13 protein-coding genes are annotated in these 16,137 nt (G+C 51.8%); 5 read left to right on the forward strand and 8 right to left on the reverse strand.

All coding sequences use genetic code 11. From position 1 onward, the window contains the following. Window positions 1–24: 24 nt before the first annotated feature. Together CCY01nite_RS05995 and CCY01nite_RS06000 are read left to right on the forward strand one after the other, a co-directional pair. Window positions 25–651 carry an SCO family protein gene (locus CCY01nite_RS05995; RefSeq protein ID WP_146858740.1) on the forward strand — a complete coding sequence of 209 codons (627 nt, stop codon included), beginning with the start codon at window positions 25–27 and terminating at the stop codon, window positions 649–651. Between the two features lie 11 nt (window positions 652–662). Further along, complete coding sequence (locus CCY01nite_RS06000; RefSeq protein WP_146858742.1) at window positions 663–1,091, forward strand: Fur family transcriptional regulator; 429 nt, start codon at window positions 663–665, stop codon at window positions 1,089–1,091. 29 nt (window positions 1,092–1,120) lie between these two features. Here CCY01nite_RS06000 and CCY01nite_RS06005 read toward each other — a convergent pair whose 3' ends face one another. The 3 genes from CCY01nite_RS06005 to CCY01nite_RS06015 form a co-directional block, all read right to left on the reverse strand. Further along, window positions 1,121–2,845: a M3 family oligoendopeptidase gene (locus tag CCY01nite_RS06005; RefSeq protein ID WP_146858745.1), complete on the reverse strand. Its 1,725-nt coding sequence runs from the start codon at window positions 2,843–2,845 to the stop codon at window positions 1,121–1,123. Window positions 2,846–3,090: 245 nt separating this feature from the next. Next, a complete protein-coding gene (locus CCY01nite_RS06010) occupies window positions 3,091–3,714 on the reverse strand; it encodes a DUF5606 family protein (RefSeq protein WP_146858747.1) in 624 nt (207 codons plus the stop codon). 99 nt (window positions 3,715–3,813) lie between these two features. Continuing rightward, entirely contained in the window at window positions 3,814–6,303 is a 2,490-nt protein-coding gene (locus CCY01nite_RS06015; RefSeq protein ID WP_146858749.1) for a lamin tail domain-containing protein, read from the reverse strand. Window positions 6,304–6,407: 104 nt separating this feature from the next. Between CCY01nite_RS06015 and CCY01nite_RS06020 the strand changes: the two genes are divergently transcribed. Both CCY01nite_RS06020 and CCY01nite_RS06025 read left to right on the forward strand, forming a co-directional pair. After that, the gene (locus CCY01nite_RS06020) at window positions 6,408–7,397 is read left to right on the forward strand and encodes an aspartate-semialdehyde dehydrogenase (protein WP_146858751.1); all 990 of its coding nucleotides are present in this window, start codon (window positions 6,408–6,410) and stop codon (window positions 7,395–7,397) included. Between the two features lie 469 nt (window positions 7,398–7,866). Further along, on the forward strand, window positions 7,867–8,118 hold the full coding sequence (locus CCY01nite_RS06025; protein ID WP_146858753.1) for a hypothetical protein: 252 nt from the start codon (window positions 7,867–7,869) through the stop codon (window positions 8,116–8,118). 135 nt (window positions 8,119–8,253) lie between these two features. Here the strand turns inward: CCY01nite_RS06025 and CCY01nite_RS06030 are convergent, their stop codons facing one another. The 4 genes from CCY01nite_RS06030 to uvrB all read right to left on the reverse strand — a co-directional run bounded on the left by CCY01nite_RS06030 (window position 8,254) and on the right by uvrB (window position 14,157). Then, complete coding sequence (locus CCY01nite_RS06030) at window positions 8,254–8,916, reverse strand: DUF2461 domain-containing protein (protein ID WP_146858755.1); 663 nt, start codon at window positions 8,914–8,916, stop codon at window positions 8,254–8,256. Window positions 8,917–9,078: 162 nt separating this feature from the next. Next, the gene (locus CCY01nite_RS06035) at window positions 9,079–10,131 is read right to left on the reverse strand and encodes a porin (protein ID WP_146858757.1); all 1,053 of its coding nucleotides are present in this window, start codon (window positions 10,129–10,131) and stop codon (window positions 9,079–9,081) included. A 192-nt stretch (window positions 10,132–10,323) separates the two neighbouring features. Continuing rightward, window positions 10,324–11,706 carry an ammonium transporter gene (locus tag CCY01nite_RS06040; RefSeq protein WP_146858759.1) on the reverse strand — a complete coding sequence of 461 codons (1,383 nt, stop codon included), beginning with the start codon at window positions 11,704–11,706 and terminating at the stop codon, window positions 10,324–10,326. Between the two features lie 402 nt (window positions 11,707–12,108). After that, window positions 12,109–14,157: an excinuclease ABC subunit UvrB gene (uvrB, locus tag CCY01nite_RS06045; RefSeq protein WP_146858761.1), complete on the reverse strand. Its 2,049-nt coding sequence runs from the start codon at window positions 14,155–14,157 to the stop codon at window positions 12,109–12,111. A 91-nt stretch (window positions 14,158–14,248) separates the two neighbouring features. Between uvrB and CCY01nite_RS06050 the strand changes: the two genes are divergently transcribed. Further along, the gene (locus tag CCY01nite_RS06050; protein WP_146858763.1) at window positions 14,249–15,049 is read left to right on the forward strand and encodes a S1/P1 nuclease; all 801 of its coding nucleotides are present in this window, start codon (window positions 14,249–14,251) and stop codon (window positions 15,047–15,049) included. A 164-nt stretch (window positions 15,050–15,213) separates the two neighbouring features. Here CCY01nite_RS06050 and CCY01nite_RS06055 read toward each other — a convergent pair whose 3' ends face one another. Beyond that, window positions 15,214–16,137, reverse strand: a complete 924-nt coding sequence (locus CCY01nite_RS06055; RefSeq protein ID WP_146858765.1) for a PfkB family carbohydrate kinase — start codon at window positions 16,135–16,137, stop codon at window positions 15,214–15,216.

The raw sequence follows: 16,137 nt of genomic DNA on the forward strand, positions 1-16,137 counted from the left end.
TATATCCGATCAAGTGGAAATGATATGTCTAAAAAAGCGATCTTTTATATTGTCTTCTTTGTATTGCTGAGCGCCGGATTTATGGGATATTCCGGACTGATGATCAAGGAAGATTCAGGTGAATTTTTCGGAAAGGAAAAGCTGCCGGTGCTGGGCTCCCCCGGTCACACCGTACAGGGTTTCACTTTCCGGGACCAGGAAGGAAAGAGCATTACACAGGACCATGTGAAAGGCAAGATCTATGTGGCGGAATATTTTTTCACCACCTGTACCAATATCTGCCCGGTGATGAACAAGAATATGGAGAAAGTGTATGCGCAATACAAATCCAATCCCAATTTTCTCATCCTTTCCCATACCTCCGATCCCGAATATGATTCCATTCCCGTACTGAAAGCATATGCGGAAAAACATGGCGCGGACGCGAAGAACTGGCATTTCCTGACGGGCGACAAACGGCAGTTATACAAGCTGGCCCGCGAAAGCTACCTGGTAGACGATGGGCATTACACAGGGCCTGACGATTTCGTGCACACGCAGTGGTTCGCGCTGGTGGACGGCGAAGGACAGGTACGCGGATTGTATGAAGGCACAAAAGATAAAGATATTGAGAAGCTGATCAAGGATATTGACCGGCTGATGCATGAATAAATTGATCCATCATGGCTGCAAAACAAAAAGAACTCATCGTGCAGTTGTTGCGCTCCAGTAAACTGAGCATTACGGATACGCGTGTTAAAATACTGGAGCTCTTTATGAAAAGTAACGGCGCGCTGGAACATGCTGACTTTGAAAAGCTCAGCGGGAAGTCGTTCGACAGGGTAACGATCTATCGCACACTGCAGACTTTCCTGGATAAAGGGATCGTTCACAAGATACCTACCACCGATACTTCCGTGCGGTACGCGATCTGCAAATCGGATTGCGGGGAGCACGATCATCATGATCACCACGTGCATTTCCGCTGCGAAGAATGCGGCAGCACACAATGCCTGGATGAAACGGACATTCCCGTGATACAGCTGCCGAAAGGCTATGCCGCGCATAACGTGGAAGTAGTGGTCAGCGGGGTTTGTAAAGAATGTAAATAAAAAGAGGCGCCATTACGACGCCTCTTTTTTTATGCGATGATCTTGTCGATCTCCTTTTGTACGAACCCTGCCAGCTCCTTCACATAAGCAGGCGAGAAATCAAACCTGATCCCCGCCGCTTCATACAGTTCCCGCAGCGTTTTTGTATACCCCAGGCTGAGCGCCTTCATATAATTGTCCAGCGCCTGCTCCGGATTTTCCTTGTACTGCTTCCACATAGCGATGGCGCCGAGCTGCGCAATGCCATATTCAATGTAATAGAACGGCACTTCAAACAGGTGCAGCTGACGCTGCCAGTTGCTGGCACGGTAGTTTTCATGCCCGCTCCAGTCGATGTTACCGGGCGAGAATTCATCCATGATGCGCACCCATGCTTCGGTACGTTCTTCCACGGTATGCTGCGGATGTTCATATACCCAGTGCTGGAATTTATCGATCGTTGCGATCCAGGGGAAAATGTTGATCGCGCGTTCGAGCTGCTGCAGTTTTGCGCGGCGCAGCTCGTCCGGGTTGCTGAAGAAGATCTCCCAATGGTCCATGCTGAAGAGTTCCATGCTCATGCTGGCGACCTCCGCTATTTCCATCGGGTATTCCTTGAAGGAGCTGAGCGGCAGATCGTGGCTGAGGAAGGAATGGATGGCATGTCCGCCTTCGTGCACGATGGTGGTAAGGTCTCTCATCTGGCCGGCGGCGTTCATGAAAATGAAAGGCACGCCGGTTTCCGCGAGCGGGCAGTTATATCCGCCCGGGGCTTTGTTCTTCCGGCTGTCGAGGTCCAGCCGCTGCATGTTCTTCATCACCTGCAGGCAATCCCCGAAGAAAGGCCGCAATTCATTAAAGCAGGCGATGGATTTGCTGATCATTTCATCTCCGCTGGTGAAGGGTTCCAGCGGTTTTGTCCCTTCCGGCTCCGCATCGCCGTCCCACGGCCGCAATATATCCAGTCCGAGTTTCAGGCGCTGTCTTTCCAGCAACTGCTTCACCAGCGGCAGGATGTGCTCCTTTACCGCTGCGTGGAACTGGAAACAATCTTCCCTGGTATATTCAAAACGGCCCAGTTCCTCGAACTTGTAGTCCCGGTAGTTTTCGAAACCCGCGTTCAGGGCTACCTGGTGGCGTTTCTTCACCAGCTCGGTGTACAGGTTGTCCAGCGTGACCTTGTCCTGCAGCCGGCGGGCGGCCGTTTTGGTGAATACCTCTTCCCGCAGTGCGCGGTCCGGGCTTTCCAGGAACTTGGCGGCCTGCTGCAAGGTGTATTCCTGTTCTTTCACCTTGATGGTCATGGCGCCGGATATCACACCGAACTGCTGCGCCATTACGCTCAACTCGGCCTGTATCTGCACATTGGCTTCATTGAACAGCTTCACCTGTTTTTTTACGTTGCGCAGATAAGGGAAATAGATAGCGGGGTCCAGCTCCGCGGTGAAGCGGCAGTCCAGCAGCTTGCGGTTGAGGATATCGGCATGGGGTTGCAGTTTGGGCTGGATTTCCATGCAGAAATAGGTGAATGCCTCTTCGTATGCTTTGTTGGCGGTGTCCTGCGTCATGCGGATCTGGCGCCAGCAGGCATCTTCACTGATCACGGCTTCCACTTCGCTCATGTCTGCCAGCCATTTTTCCAGCTCACTTTTACTGTTGATCTCCCGGTTCTGCAGGGAGATGAAATACGGTTCCAAAGCTTCCCAGGTGGTTACCGTAAAGTCTTCCGGCAGGAAGTGCCTGGGCGGCTTTGTAATATTTGCGGATGGTGTCATCGTTTAACTTTTGAGTATCGATAAAATTAGCCAACAAATCCGGATGAAAAAAATTGAGCGGCAAGCGGGGAATAGACTTTAACATTTTGAAAATGAATGTCGGCCCGACAGCGCCTAATAAGACCGCTGTTGGTTCCCCAAAACGGTTAGGCACAAAACGCTGCTATACCGTCGCCATCCGGTATCAGCATAAAAAGAGGCTGACCAAAGTATTGGTCAGCCTCCGGCATTTATAAAAAAAGGTATTACTCTTCTGTCTTCTTCTTCTTTGTTGCTTTAGGCTTTTTCTCTTCACCTTCCGCTGCGGGAGCGGCGGCTTTCTTTGCTGCGGCTTTTTTCTTAGGCGCGGGTTTTTCTTCGCCTGCGGGCGCTTCTTCCGTTGCCTCTTCTTTTTTCGCTTTCGCTTTTGTGGCTTTTTTCGGTTTTTCTTCTTCCACCGGCGCAGCGGCTTCCGCTTCGGTTGTTTCTTCCGTTTCTTCTTCCTCGAACTTCAGCAGATCGTTGGTTTTGAGGATGGCGTACCATTTCACCATCTTCTTCATATCGCTTACATATACGCGCTCCTCGTCAAATTCGGGGAAAACGTTTTTGAAATAAGCTTTCACCGTGTTGTTGTCTGCTTTGGCGTCGGCGAGGGGAAATTTGGATTCCTGCTCCTGCATGGCTTTGAAAACAGCCGACAGGTTTACGTTTTCACCGGTTGTAAACACTTCGATGCTTTCCAATGGGGTAAAGTTATGTACCCGGGAAGATACAAAGCGTGTACTTTTATCTTCCAGCGATCTCACAATAGCGCCATCCTGTTTGCTGGCCAGCAATTGGAATAAACCGCCTAGTCCGGTTACTGCAACAATTTCTCTGTACTGCATGTTTTCATTTTTAAGAAGGGCAAATATAAAAAATTAGCAATAGATATCTTCCTGACAAATTTTCATTTCCCGGATGTACTGTAAAATGTACCGCTGAAATCACCTTCCGGCCAGTACCAGCGGCAATTTCCATGCCCCTGTCTTTCCCTGCGGGTCAAAAATCTGTATAAATATGATATAAATGCCCGGTTGGGCGATCAAACCGGCGTCTGACAAGCCGTCCCAGCTGATCCGGCCATTAACGGAGAGCAGCAGGTTCCGGGCAAGATGGCGGACGGGCCGGCCCCGGCCGTCAAATATGGTGATATTGGCGGTTTGCCCCTGCCGGAGGTCCCATGCCAGGAGGGCTACATCATTTTGCCCGTCGTTATCCGGACTGAATACTTCGGACATGAGGGTAAAGCCGCTGTTCAGCGCCGTGGCCGGCTGGAATTGTGAGTTAACGGCCCCTGGTGTGGCGTATCCTGCCGTGGCGGCGGCGGAATGCCAGTTGTGGGGGTCGCCGGACGGATAATCCGGGTGCAGCCGTTCCAGGGAAATGCCTTTTGTCTGCTGCAACACGCCGTGGTGCCAGGACTTGTTATACGCCACTTCATCGATCACCTGACCATCCGCCCTTAGCAGCACAATACTCCCTTCATCCGGCGGGAGTGTTGGCAATGCCGAAATGCGCTGTACGGCGCCGCAGGTAAAGAACCTGCACAACGCCGGTTCCGGCGACCAGGCCATATGCTCTCCGGGCATGCAGAGAAAAGGCCCCTCCGTGAGCAAGACCGCCTGCTTCAGCACACCATCCGTTCCGCGGGAAGCGAAGTACAGTTTGTCCAGCTCTATCGCCTTGCCGCTGCGGTTGAATATTTCTACAAAATCCGCGGCGCCCTGCGGCGGATCAAATAACACTTCATTGATCACGAGATCAAGACTGTCCGGCGCCACCGGCCTTGCGAAAGGTACCGGCTCCGGCAGCGTCACCGTTCTGCCGCCGCAGTCTTTTATATGATGGAACATGAGGCTGCCCGTGTGGACGGGTTCTTTCAGCTGCAAGGTGACGATATTGAAAAGCGGCGGGGCAACGCTCACCTGTTCAATGCCGGGGATATTATAATTTAATGGATCACTGGCGGACGCACTATCCAGCCCGCCGGAAAAATGCAGCCGCAGCTGCATGCTATCAGGGACGGATATACGAACCAGTGAAGTAACAGGCGGTTCGGGAATGGCGCCGGCCGCGGTGTTATATCTTCCCGGTGTTCCGCCGGTAACGTCGGTGGAGGCTTTCCAGTTATCCGCTCCCGCGCAGGGCCAGCGGGTATCTTTCATTTCCAGGCTCCAGCCGCCGGCATCCTTGATGCTGCCGGCATACCAGCTTTTGCTGTACGCCACGGCATGCATCAGCGTTCCCTGCCGGTCATACAACGAAAGTGTTTCTCCTTCATTCGCGAGCGGCGGAAAGCTGCCGGCATCCAGCGCCGGATGAAAGAACGAAAAAGCCAGCCTTCCGCAAACCACCACCAGGCTGTCCGGCTGCAAGGTGTAGGCCGGCAGGGAAACGCTGGTGGAAGAGTTGTGGAGCGTCCAGCCATCGAGGCGGATGGCGTGGGGCGACACATTCCGCAGCTCCACATATTCATATTCCGGCAATCCTGTGGGCGGCGAAGGATCAGCGAGGATTTCGTGTATCAGCACATCGTAGCGGCCGGGCGTATAATGCAGCACATTCATTTCCTGCAAGGGCATTGCATTGCCATAGAGGTCTTTTACATCTTTCACCGAAAAGCGGGTACTGACGCCGTTTTGAAGCGGGGTTGACAGGAAAACCCTCACCACTACGCCTCCCCATTCCACCCTCCGCACCCCCGGCACATAATTCCCCGCATCACAGGCGGTAACACTATCCACCGGCTCCGAAAACCGGATGAATATCTCCTCCGCGCTCAAAGCCTCCGCCGCCAATACTTCCGGCGGAATGACATCAGGGATAAACGGACGGATGAAGATGTCATCAAAATAATGCCGCTGAAAAAAGGATGCGGTGGACTGGCGGACTTTCAAACCAAAGTGCGCGCCTTCCGCAAAAGTGTTGTCTACAGCCTGCCCTTCGGGCAGGCCATTGGTGTACAGCCGCCACACACCTTCCTCCGTGCGCGTCGCACGGATCCGCAGCGGACCCGCGGAGGTTCCGTCCCGCCCGTCGATCAGCTTCAGGGGAGCGCTGCCGGGCGGATGGCAATAAAGACTCACTTCATCCGCCGTATTCCCGATCCGCACAAAATATCCCGCGCCCAGAGCGGCGTCGGGCGAAAGCAGGTACACGTCCGCGTAGTTGGTGGAAGAAGTGGCAAGGTCGAGATGCACCCACCATTCCCATTCCAGGGCGCCGGACAGGGCAACGGGGGACGAGAGGTAGAAGGTGCTGTTCGGAACGGTATGACGGCTTCGCAGCACGCCGCCGTCCACGCGGAAAGCGCTGTCCATTCCCTGCCAGGAAGGATGCTGCGAAAAATCGCCGTCATTGAAATTGTCGGAAAACTGGCCAAAGGCAATGGCCGGGAACGCTGCCAGCAGCAGGTTACAAACAACGGGTCGCATAAAGGAAGAATTTAATGAGTCAACAAAGTAACCGAATGTAGGAAAAATCTTGCTTTTCTGTAGTAATTTTGGCCTCTCATAAAAACAATATAATTACACATACAATGAAAGTAGCCGTAGTAGGAGCTACCGGACTGGTAGGCTCCAAAATGTTGCAGGTATTGGCGGAAAGGAATTTCCCCGTAACGGAACTGATCCCTGTTGCTTCCGAAAAATCTGTTGGCAAGGAAGTGATCTTTAAGGGCAAGCCGTTCAAGGTGGTGAATGCTGATACGGCTATTTCCATGAAGCCGAACGTAGCGATCTTTTCCGCGGGCGGCGGCACTTCCCTGGAGTGGGCGCCCAAATTCGCGGCGGCCGGTATTACCGTGATCGACAACTCTTCCGCCTGGCGCATGGACCCCTCGAAGAAACTCGTGGTGCCCGAAGTGAACGCGGATGCGCTGACGCCGGAGGACAAGATCATTGCCAACCCGAACTGCTCCACCATACAAATGGTGCTGGTGCTGGACCCGCTGCATAGAAAATATGGCATCCAGCGCGTAGTGGTATCTACCTATCAGTCTGTAACCGGCACCGGCGTAAAGGCGGTGGACCAGCTGATGAACGAGCGCAAGGGCGTGGAAGGTGAAAAAGCCTATGCGCATCAGATCGACCTGAACGTTATTCCGCAGATAGATGTGTTCCTGGATAACGGGTATACAAAAGAGGAAATGAAGATGGTAAAGGAAACCGTGAAGATCCTGCGGGACGAGAACGTAAAGGTGACCGCAACCACTGTGCGCATTCCCGTGATGGGCGGGCACAGCGAAAGCGTGAACATCGAGTTTGCCAATGACTTTGACCTGGCCGAAGTGCGGGATGTTTTAAGCAAAACGCCCGGCGTTGTGGTGGTGGACGAACCTGCCAAAGCACAATACCCCATGCCGAAGGACGCGCATGATAAAGACGAGGTTTTCGTTGGCCGCATCCGCAGGGATGAAACACAGGCTAACACTTTAAATCTCTGGATCGTGGCGGACAATTTACGCAAGGGTGCAGCGACCAACGCGGTGCAGATTGCGGAATACCTGCAGCAAAAGAACTGGTTATAGTGATTTCATAAAAAATTGTTTTTCAGTGGATGACGGATGTGCTTACATCCGTCATTCTTTTTTTATGAAATCTTATAAAGTTGTCATTCAGCCATTTATCATCTGTCAACTTTCATTGCCTCATATTAAATTTCAACTGTGTATCGCATCCCTGTTTTATCCTTCCCTTATTCTCAATGTTTTATAGGATGACATGCTTGGAATTTGAAATATTTTACTGTAAATTCACTTCCCCTTCATTTCACGATGAAGGATATACGAATTCATCTGTTCTTTAGCGCAACTGTGAGAGTGCCTACTGGCTTGCATTTTACTGCAATTGTTAATACATCGGATAAAAACTACACGGAAGTAGTATTGATATGTGGGGTTTAAGTTTCAACTTTGGTAATACAATCCTATGCTAATAAATTCTTTATCTGTTTTTTTCCATGACAAATAAACTATCAAACTAAACACCCTTTATCCTATGAAAACCAACACGAACCGTGAGCTTTTGTTAATGCACAAGTTTACTGAAGAGTGGAGTACTAATTTCTCATCACAGGTATCCCGGATCATGAACATTGTAGATCAGAAAGACACGCTGGATGGAATTATTCCGATCATCGAAGTAGCTAACGTGTATAACCAACGCTTCGCCCAGACCAGGCTCGACAAGGAAAACCTTTTGAAAAACCGTAAATCACGTCCATTTGAGTTTTTGATACACAAGAATTGATTTACCGTTACCATTTAGCTTTGCTTACTGCTGCACAACTGAAACTGTTTTGCGAAGTATGTACCATTGAAAGACACTAGTTGCCGGAAGATCCTCTCCGGTAACTAGTACACAGAGTACACAGGTTCCAGAAATTTATTCGTCCAGCGCGCGGTTGAGAAAATTTACGAAAGGCTGCATCACCGCGTAGGTACGCAGGATGTCCCGCACAAGGGTAGGTTGCGTAACAGCATCATCAGACATGCTGTGGGTGACTACAAAGCTTTTTAATTTGATATAGGCGATAGCGGGATTATCTTCATGATAGCCCTGCGGCGCGGTTTTCAGCGTATCGCCGTTCACCTTGCCGAAGTAGCGGATAAAATCCTTCTGCCCCACAATGCCCTGGAATTCGGAAAAATTATAATCGATCTCCTGCCGTATCTTTTTGATCTCGGGCGCGTCCGGCATCCAGATGCCGCCGCCGGCAAAGTTGTTCCCTCCCGGCTCCAGGTGAAAATAAAATCCCCCGTACGGGCTCTTCTTTCCTCCTTTTGAAAAGGAAGCGCCCATATTGGCCTTGTAAGGCGTTTTGTCTTTCGAGAACCTCACATCTTTATAGATACGGAAAACACAATCCTTTACCGTCAGTCCTTCCAGCCCCGGGTCCATTCTCGACAGTCCATCTATGATCTGCTGCACCAGCGTTTCGAAATCTGCTTTCGCCTGCTGGTATTGGGTCTTGTTTTCATCGAACCAGGGTTTGTTATTATTCTGTCTGAGGTCCTTCAGAAACTTCAATGTGGAACGTTGTAGCATATGATTCTACCCCCTTTTGGGCGGTAAAAGATACAAAAACTCCTGTACGCCACGGAGAAATTTTCCGGGTGTACAGGAGTTGTAAAGAAAGGGCCGGCTATATTAACCGGCCCCTGAGCATAATGGTTTGGTTAAACCTTCTTATATGAGCCAGTATTAAGGTTAGAATTTATAGATAGCGGCCAGCAGTACGTTGGCGGACACCTTTTTGCTGGTTTCCTCTTTTTTCATGAAGATGTTCTGCGAAGCCTGGTCCATCCGCACCTCCGGCACCAGCGTGAATCCGCCGACCTTGTAGTTGCCTGACAAAGTTAGCGCGAACACATTGCCGCCTTCGGGGAATTCGGTGGCATCGGTGAACAGTTTGATATTGTCTTTATCCTGCAGGTACTCCCCGCGCAGCGTGAGCCCGAAGCTTTCAGACGGATCGTAGTTCAGGTACAGGGCGGAACCGAACCAGTTGGTGTTGATCCCGTTCTTGTACATGCTGTACGTACCGTTGTAGCCGAGGCCGAATTTTTCGCTGACCTGGTAAGTGATCACGGCATCGAACTGGTCGTTGCGGGTCTGGAAAGTATCGCGGCCGCCGATGTAGTTGAGGTAGAACTTGAAAGGCACGCTTTCCGGCGAAAATCCATACTGGGCGCCAATGTACTTGATGCCGGTCCAGCTGGCGGTCTTCAGGTCCGTGGGGTTGAACACGCCTACCATGAAGCTGTGCTCACCAAAGGAGAAGTCCGCTTTCACGCCGGTATGGAAGAAGGGGCCGTAGGAGAACATGTAGGACATGCTGTAGTTCCTGTTGGCATAAGCGTCTACCAGCTCGTAACCCACGTGGGTGGCGAAGCTGCCCATTGTGAACTTCAACCACTCTGTCGGTGCATAGTTCACATACAATTGTTTAATAGCGAGGCGGGTGTTCGCATCGTTATAAGAAAAATCTTCCGCACGTTGCCCGAAGCCGAGATCCGCCACGAACCCTACATTTTTGTAAGCGCTTTCCAGCTTCAGCGATACCATGCCCAACTCAAAGGAGTTGTGGGAATTGGTAAAGCTGGTCTTGTTATCCGTATTGTTCTCGTTCAGGTTATACTTGTAATAAACGTCTGCGTATCCGGACAATTTCAAACCAACAGGCAGCAGGCGGGTGGAATCTTGAGCCGAGGCGGACATTGCGAAGAAAACAGCCAGAAGTACGAATAAACTTTTTCTCATTATGCGGGATTTTTTGGTTAATAAAATGATAAGGCCGCTGCTTGTTGTGGTGCTGAATATGAATAGTGGGGGCATGATACGCCCGGATCGCTCATCATCACAGCGTCTGGCCGCATGGCTGACGGCCTGCGCCGTGATGATGAACAATAATTCCGGGGATCAAACAAAAATCTCTAACCAGTCTGAATAGTATTAGCCGTGTATGGCGGTTTCTTCCTCTTTCAGGTGACCGCTGCCGTTAATACTGAAATTATTGGGATGGTAAACTTCATTGTGCTGGGTAACGTCGAGGCCGAGCTCTTCTTCTTCTTCCGTTACGCGGAGCGGGTGGATGAGGTTGATGAGCTTGAAGATGCCCCATGATACGACGAAGCTGTAAGCTACTACGAGCAGGAGGCCGAGCAGTTGTTTATAGAACAGGTCGAAGTTGCCGTAAGCCCATCCGTCAGCCGCCGCGGGGTTGATGGCGGTGGATGCGAATACGCCTGTCAGCAGCATGCCGGTCATACCGCCTACGCCGTGGCAGGGGAATACGTCCAGTGTGTCATCAACTGAAGATTTGTTCTTGTAGTGTACCACGACGTTGGAAATGATCGCGGCAATGAAGCCGATCACCATGCTCTGCGGTACGCCTACGTAACCGGCGGCGGGGGTGATGGCCACCATACCTACTACGGCGCCGATACAGAAACCGAGCATAGAGGGTTTTCTTCCGCGGATCACATCAAAGAAGATCCAGGCAAGACCGGCGGCGGCGGTAGCAGTGTTGGTTGCAGCGAAAGCGGAAACCGCGAGGGAGTTGGCGCCCAGGGAAGAACCGGCGTTGAAGCCGAACCAGCCGAACCAGAGGAGGCCGGTACCGATGAGCACGAACGGAATATTCGCGGGCTGCAGTTCCTGCTTCGCGATGTGGGCCTTGCGGCGTTTCAGCACGAGAGCGCCCGCGAGAGCGGCGCAACCGGCGGAGATATGCACTACGGTGCCACCGGCAAAGTCCAGTACACCGAGCTTGAAGAGGATGCCGTCTGCATGCCACGTCCAGTGCGCGATCGGCGCATATACCAGCAGGCTGAAGAGCACCATGAACAGTACATAGGAAGTGAAACGGATGCGTTCCGCCACGGCGCCTACCACCAGGGCGGGCGTGATCACGGCGAACTTCAGCTGGAACAGTGCGAACAGCAACAAGGGAATCGTACCCCAGGGTTCGCCGGAACCTACTCCGTTAAAGAAGAAATAAGTGGAGGGGTCGCCGATCAACCCGCCTTTGGAATCACCAAATGCGAGGCTGAAGCCTACCACCACCCAAACGATGCTGATGAGGCCTGTTGCAATAAAGCTCTGCATCATGGTGGAGATCACGTTCTTTTTGTTTACCATGCCTCCGTAGAAAAAGGAAAGGCCGGGGGTCATCAAGAAAACGAGACATGCTGCCACCAGAACCCAGGCAACATCTGCCGCATTGTACTTACTTGCATCACTAAAAGTTGGTACGGTCGGAACAAATAAGCCAATTACTGCCAGTGCAGTCAAAAAAATAAATGGCAGATAATCCTGAAATGAAGTTTTCTTCATAGCGTTTCATTTTAAAATTCGAAATAAAAGTAGGCAGGTACTTTAAAAATTCAAATAGAAGGCCCGAAAAATGGAAAACTTCGAAAAAACGGCAGAATATGGGGCGGAGAAAGCAATCATATAATGATTAATCAAAATATTAATATTGTTTTTGGGGCAACAACAATGTTAAGGGAAGGTTAAATTTCGGTTTAAAACATTGATAAATAAGAACTTAATAGAGAGAGGACAGAAAATTACGAAATTCTAATTTTTGCCGGCACAGGTTGCACTGTAAAAACGAAAAAATCCTTGCAGATATTTATCTGTCAAGGATTTAAACATTAATTTCAAATGACTTATTTCATTCAAAACAGCACAATCACACCATTCATATTAGAAATAATTCTATTCAAACTTTATTTATTTGCGCTTCAAATTTTCCAAATCCTGCTGCATCGTGAACATCTGATCGCGTAAACGGGCGGCTTCCATAAAATCGAGGTCTTTTGCAGCTTTTTCCATTTCCTTTCTGACCCGTGCAATGGACTTTTCCATCTGCGGAATGCTCCTGATCGTATCCTGGTTGTAAACGACCGCGTCTTCCGCTACCACAGCCATTTCATCATGCACGGCGTAGGGTGATGAATCGTCGAAGTGGCGGATCTCCAGCACGGATGTCTGCCCCATGATCTGCTCCTTTGATTTTCGTACAGTCATTGGCGTAATGCCGTGCAGCTCATTGTGTTTCCGCTGCTTCTCGCGGCGGCGGTCGGTTTCATCGATGGTGCGCTGCATGCTGTCGGTGATCTTGTCCGCATAGAATATCACCAGCCCGTCCACGTTCCTCGCCGCGCGCCCCGCCGTCTGTGTCAGGGACCGCTCATCCCGCAGGAAGCCTTCTTTGTCCGCGTCCAGGATGGCCACCAGCGATACTTCCGGCAGATCAAGCCCTTCCCGCAGCAGGTTCACCCCCACCAGTACATCTATATTACCAAGGCGGAGGTCCCGCAGTATCTCCACCCGCTCCAGCGTATCCACTTCGGAGTGGATGTAGCGGGACTTGATGTTGATACGGTGCAGGTATTTGTCCATTTCCTCGGCCATCCGCTTGGTGAGCGTTGTCACCAGTACGCGGTCGCCTTTCAATACGCGCTTGTCGATCTCGTCCAGCAGGTCGTCCACCTGGTTTTTGCTGGGCCGCACTTCTATCGGCGGGTCCAGCAGGCCGGTGGGCCGCACGATCTGCTCCGTTACGATGCCTTCTGTCTGCTGCAGCTCAAATTCGCCGGGGGTGGCACTTACAAAGATGGTCTGGTTCAGCAGGTTCTCGAATTCGTGAAAGTTAAGGGGACGGTTATCCAGCGCAGAAGGCAGCCGGAACCCGAAGTCCACCAGCGTGAGCTTGCGGGAGCGGTCCCCGCCGTACATGCCGCTGACCTGCGGGATGGTCACGTGGCTTTCATCGATCACCAGCAGAAAATCTTTCGGAAAGTAATCCAGCAGGCAGAATGGCCGTGTTCCGGGCCGGCGGCGGTCCAGGAACCGCGAGTAGTTCTCGATGCCGCTGCAATATCCCAGCTCGCGGATCATCTCTATATCATAATTGACGCGCTCGGACAGGCGCTGCGCTTCGATCAGCTTGCCGTTCGCCTTGAAATACTCCACCTGTGCGGCCAGCTCGTCCTGTATCTCGAAAAGGATCTGCGTCATCATGTCTTTCGGCGCCAGGTAAAGGTTCGCCGGAAAAATGGCGGCGGTATCCAGCACGCCTATACGTTTACCGTTATTGACATCAAAGCTTTCGATCTCCTCAATTTCATCCCCGAAGAAAGTGATGCGGTAGCCGTAGTCCACATACGGCAGGTTTATATCCACCGTATCTCCCTGCACCCGGAAGTTGCCACGGTTGAAATCCCCGGTGGTGCGCGTATACAGCGCATTCACGAGCCCGTGCAGCAGGGTGTTCCGCCCAATCGTCAGCCCCTTGTGAAGGCGGATGATCCCGTTCTCGAAATCGGTGGGGTTGCCCATACCGTAGATGCAGGACACGCTGGCTACCACGATAATATCCCGCCGCCCGGAAAGCAGGTTGGACGTGGCGCGGAGGCGGAGCTTGTCCAGCTCCTCGTTGATCGCCAGGTCTTTTTCAATATAAGTATCGCTGACGGGCATGTAAGCCTCGGGCTGATAGTAGTCGTAATAGCTCACGAAATACTCCACGGCGTTTTCGGGGAAGAACTGTTTGAATTCGCCGTAGAGCTGGGCCACGAGGGTTTTATTATGCGTCAGCACCAGCGTTGGCTTCTGCGTATTCTGGATCACATTGGCTACGGTGAAGGTTTTGCCCGAGCCGGTCACGCCAAGCAGGGTCTGGTATTTTTCTCCGTCCTGCAGACCTTCTGTAAGCTGGCGGATGGCTTCCGGCTGGTCGCCGGCGGGCTGATATGGTGCATGTAACTTAAAGGGCATACGCTATCGGGTTTATTACGGGTATACAAATTTCGGATTTTGAAAGGGAAAGGCGAAATTCGGACATCTAAACCGGAAAATACATTTTTACATGAGAAAGCACCTGTTAAAAGGATTGATGGTGGTGGCAATGATGGCAGGCAGTTTGTCCGCCAGCGCCTGGGGCGTGATCGGGCACCGTGTCATTGCCGAGATCGCGTCCATGCACCTCAGCCCCAAAGCGCAAAAAGCCATCCGCGCCATTATCGGACCCGAAACGCTGGCTATGATCGCCAACTGGCCGGACTTCATCAAATCGGATACCACCGGCATCTATAATCATACTTCCACCTGGCACTACCTGGATTTCCCGGGTCACTGCACCCGCGGGGAATACGACCGGCTGCTGGCCGCCGCAAAAGGCGAAAACCTCTACAGCCAGACGCTCGCAATGATCCAGGAGCTGAAAGACCCCTCCACACCCGATGCCCGAAAAAGATTCGCCCTGAGCTTCCTGGTGCACATGATCGGCGACATGCACATGCCGCTGCACGTGGGGCGCGATGAGGACATGGGGGGCAACAAGATATCCGTTAACTGGTTTGAAAGGCCCACCAACCTGCACCGGGTGTGGGACGAGCACCTCATCGATTTCCAGCAGTACAGCTATACGGAATACGCGGGCCTGCTGAACCGGATGGTGACAAAAGAGAAACGCGGCGCTTTACAGGCGGGCAGCGTGCAGGACTGGATGTGGGAATCGCATGTACTGTCTGACAAGATATACGACCGCACCAGGCCCGGTGACAAGCTGAGCTACCGGTATAATTTTCTTTTCGTGGACGATCTGAACGCGCAGCTCACGAAAGGAGGGCTCCGGCTGGCGAAGGTGTTGAATGAACTGTTCCGGTAAAGCGATGGCAGGGTTGACAATATCAGGCCCTCCGAAAAAATCAGGGGCTCAAAAATAATCCGATGGGCATGAGAATCGTGTAAACGAAAATTCTCTCCATCATGTATCCGAATAGAGATCGGATAAAATTATTTTTGAGCCCCTGATATTTATGCGGCGTTCGTTTATACCAGGTCGATATCAAAGTTCACCAGCTGCACGAACTGTTCCAGCCTGGTGGTGATGTCTTCCCGGGTGATCTCCCGCAGGCGTTGCGCCCCGAATTTCTCCACGCAGAAGGAAGCCATGGCGGAACCTACGATGATGGCGGTTTTCATGTTCTCGAAGGAAATATCCTTTGTTTTGGCGAGATGGCCTATGAAGCCGCCCGCAAAGGTATCGCCGGCGCCGGTGGGATCGAACACTTCTTCCAGCGGAAGGGCGGGCGCGAAGAACACATGGTTCTCATGGAACAGCAGCGCGCCGTGCTCGCCTTTCTTGATGATCAGGTAGCGGGGGCCCATGGTGAGGATCTTCTTCGCCGCTTTTACCAGTGAATATTCTCCGGTCAGCTGGCGCGCCTCGCTGTCGTTCACCAGCAGTACATCCACCATCTTCAGCGTCTTCAACAGGTCTTCCAGCGCAACGTCCATCCAGAAGTTCATGGTGTCCATCACAATGAGCTTGGGACGGGGATTCAGCTGGCTGATCACGCTCATCTGTACCTGCGGCGTGAGGTTCCCCAGGATGAGGAACTCGCTGCCCTGGTAGCTGTCCGGGATCACCGGCTGAAAATCGGCCAGCACATTCAGTTCCGTAACGAGGGTATCACGGGAGTTCATATCCAGGTGATATTTTCCCGCCCAGTAAAAGGATTTTTCATCTTTCTTCACCTGTACGCCTTCCATGGCAACGCCCCTGCCGGTAAGCGCGGCCAGCTCGTCCTGCGGGAAATCCCCGCCGATCACAGATACCTGGTTCACAGGCTGTACGAAATTGGAAGCTGCCCATGCAATAAAGGATGCGGAGCCGCCAACGATTTTATCCGATTTACCAAAAGGCGTTTCAATATCATCGAAAGCCATGGTACCAACTACGGTAAGAGACAT

This window comes from Chitinophaga cymbidii (assembly GCF_007992715.1).
In the GTDB taxonomy this organism is placed as follows: domain Bacteria; phylum Bacteroidota; class Bacteroidia; order Chitinophagales; family Chitinophagaceae; genus Chitinophaga; species Chitinophaga cymbidii.

Bases quoted from the DNA above. Each gene is read 5' to 3' on its own strand.
- CCY01nite_RS06035 (WP_146858757.1), bottom strand. From the start codon at position 10,131: ATGAGAAAAAGTTTATTCGTACTTCTGGCTGTTTTCTTCGCAATGTCC.
- CCY01nite_RS06040 (WP_146858759.1), bottom strand. From the start codon at position 11,706: ATGAAGAAAACTTCATTTCAGGATTATCTGCCATTTATTTTTTTGACT.
- CCY01nite_RS06015 (WP_146858749.1), bottom strand. From the start codon at position 6,303: ATGCGACCCGTTGTTTGTAACCTGCTGCTGGCAGCGTTCCCGGCCATT.
- CCY01nite_RS06030 (WP_146858755.1), bottom strand. From the start codon at position 8,916: ATGCTACAACGTTCCACATTGAAGTTTCTGAAGGACCTCAGACAGAAT.
- CCY01nite_RS06050 (WP_146858763.1), top strand. From the start codon at position 14,249: ATGAGAAAGCACCTGTTAAAAGGATTGATGGTGGTGGCAATGATGGCA.
- CCY01nite_RS06025 (WP_146858753.1), top strand. From the start codon at position 7,867: ATGAAAACCAACACGAACCGTGAGCTTTTGTTAATGCACAAGTTTACT.
- CCY01nite_RS06020 (WP_146858751.1), top strand. From the start codon at position 6,408: ATGAAAGTAGCCGTAGTAGGAGCTACCGGACTGGTAGGCTCCAAAATG.
- CCY01nite_RS05995 (WP_146858740.1), top strand. From the start codon at position 25: ATGTCTAAAAAAGCGATCTTTTATATTGTCTTCTTTGTATTGCTGAGC.
- uvrB (WP_146858761.1), bottom strand. From the start codon at position 14,157: ATGCCCTTTAAGTTACATGCACCATATCAGCCCGCCGGCGACCAGCCG.
- CCY01nite_RS06010 (WP_146858747.1), bottom strand. From the start codon at position 3,714: ATGCAGTACAGAGAAATTGTTGCAGTAACCGGACTAGGCGGTTTATTC.
- CCY01nite_RS06005 (WP_146858745.1), bottom strand. From the start codon at position 2,845: ATGACACCATCCGCAAATATTACAAAGCCGCCCAGGCACTTCCTGCCG.
- CCY01nite_RS06055 (WP_146858765.1), bottom strand. From the start codon at position 16,137: ATGTCTCTTACCGTAGTTGGTACCATGGCTTTCGATGATATTGAAACG.
- CCY01nite_RS06000 (WP_146858742.1), top strand. From the start codon at position 663: ATGGCTGCAAAACAAAAAGAACTCATCGTGCAGTTGTTGCGCTCCAGT.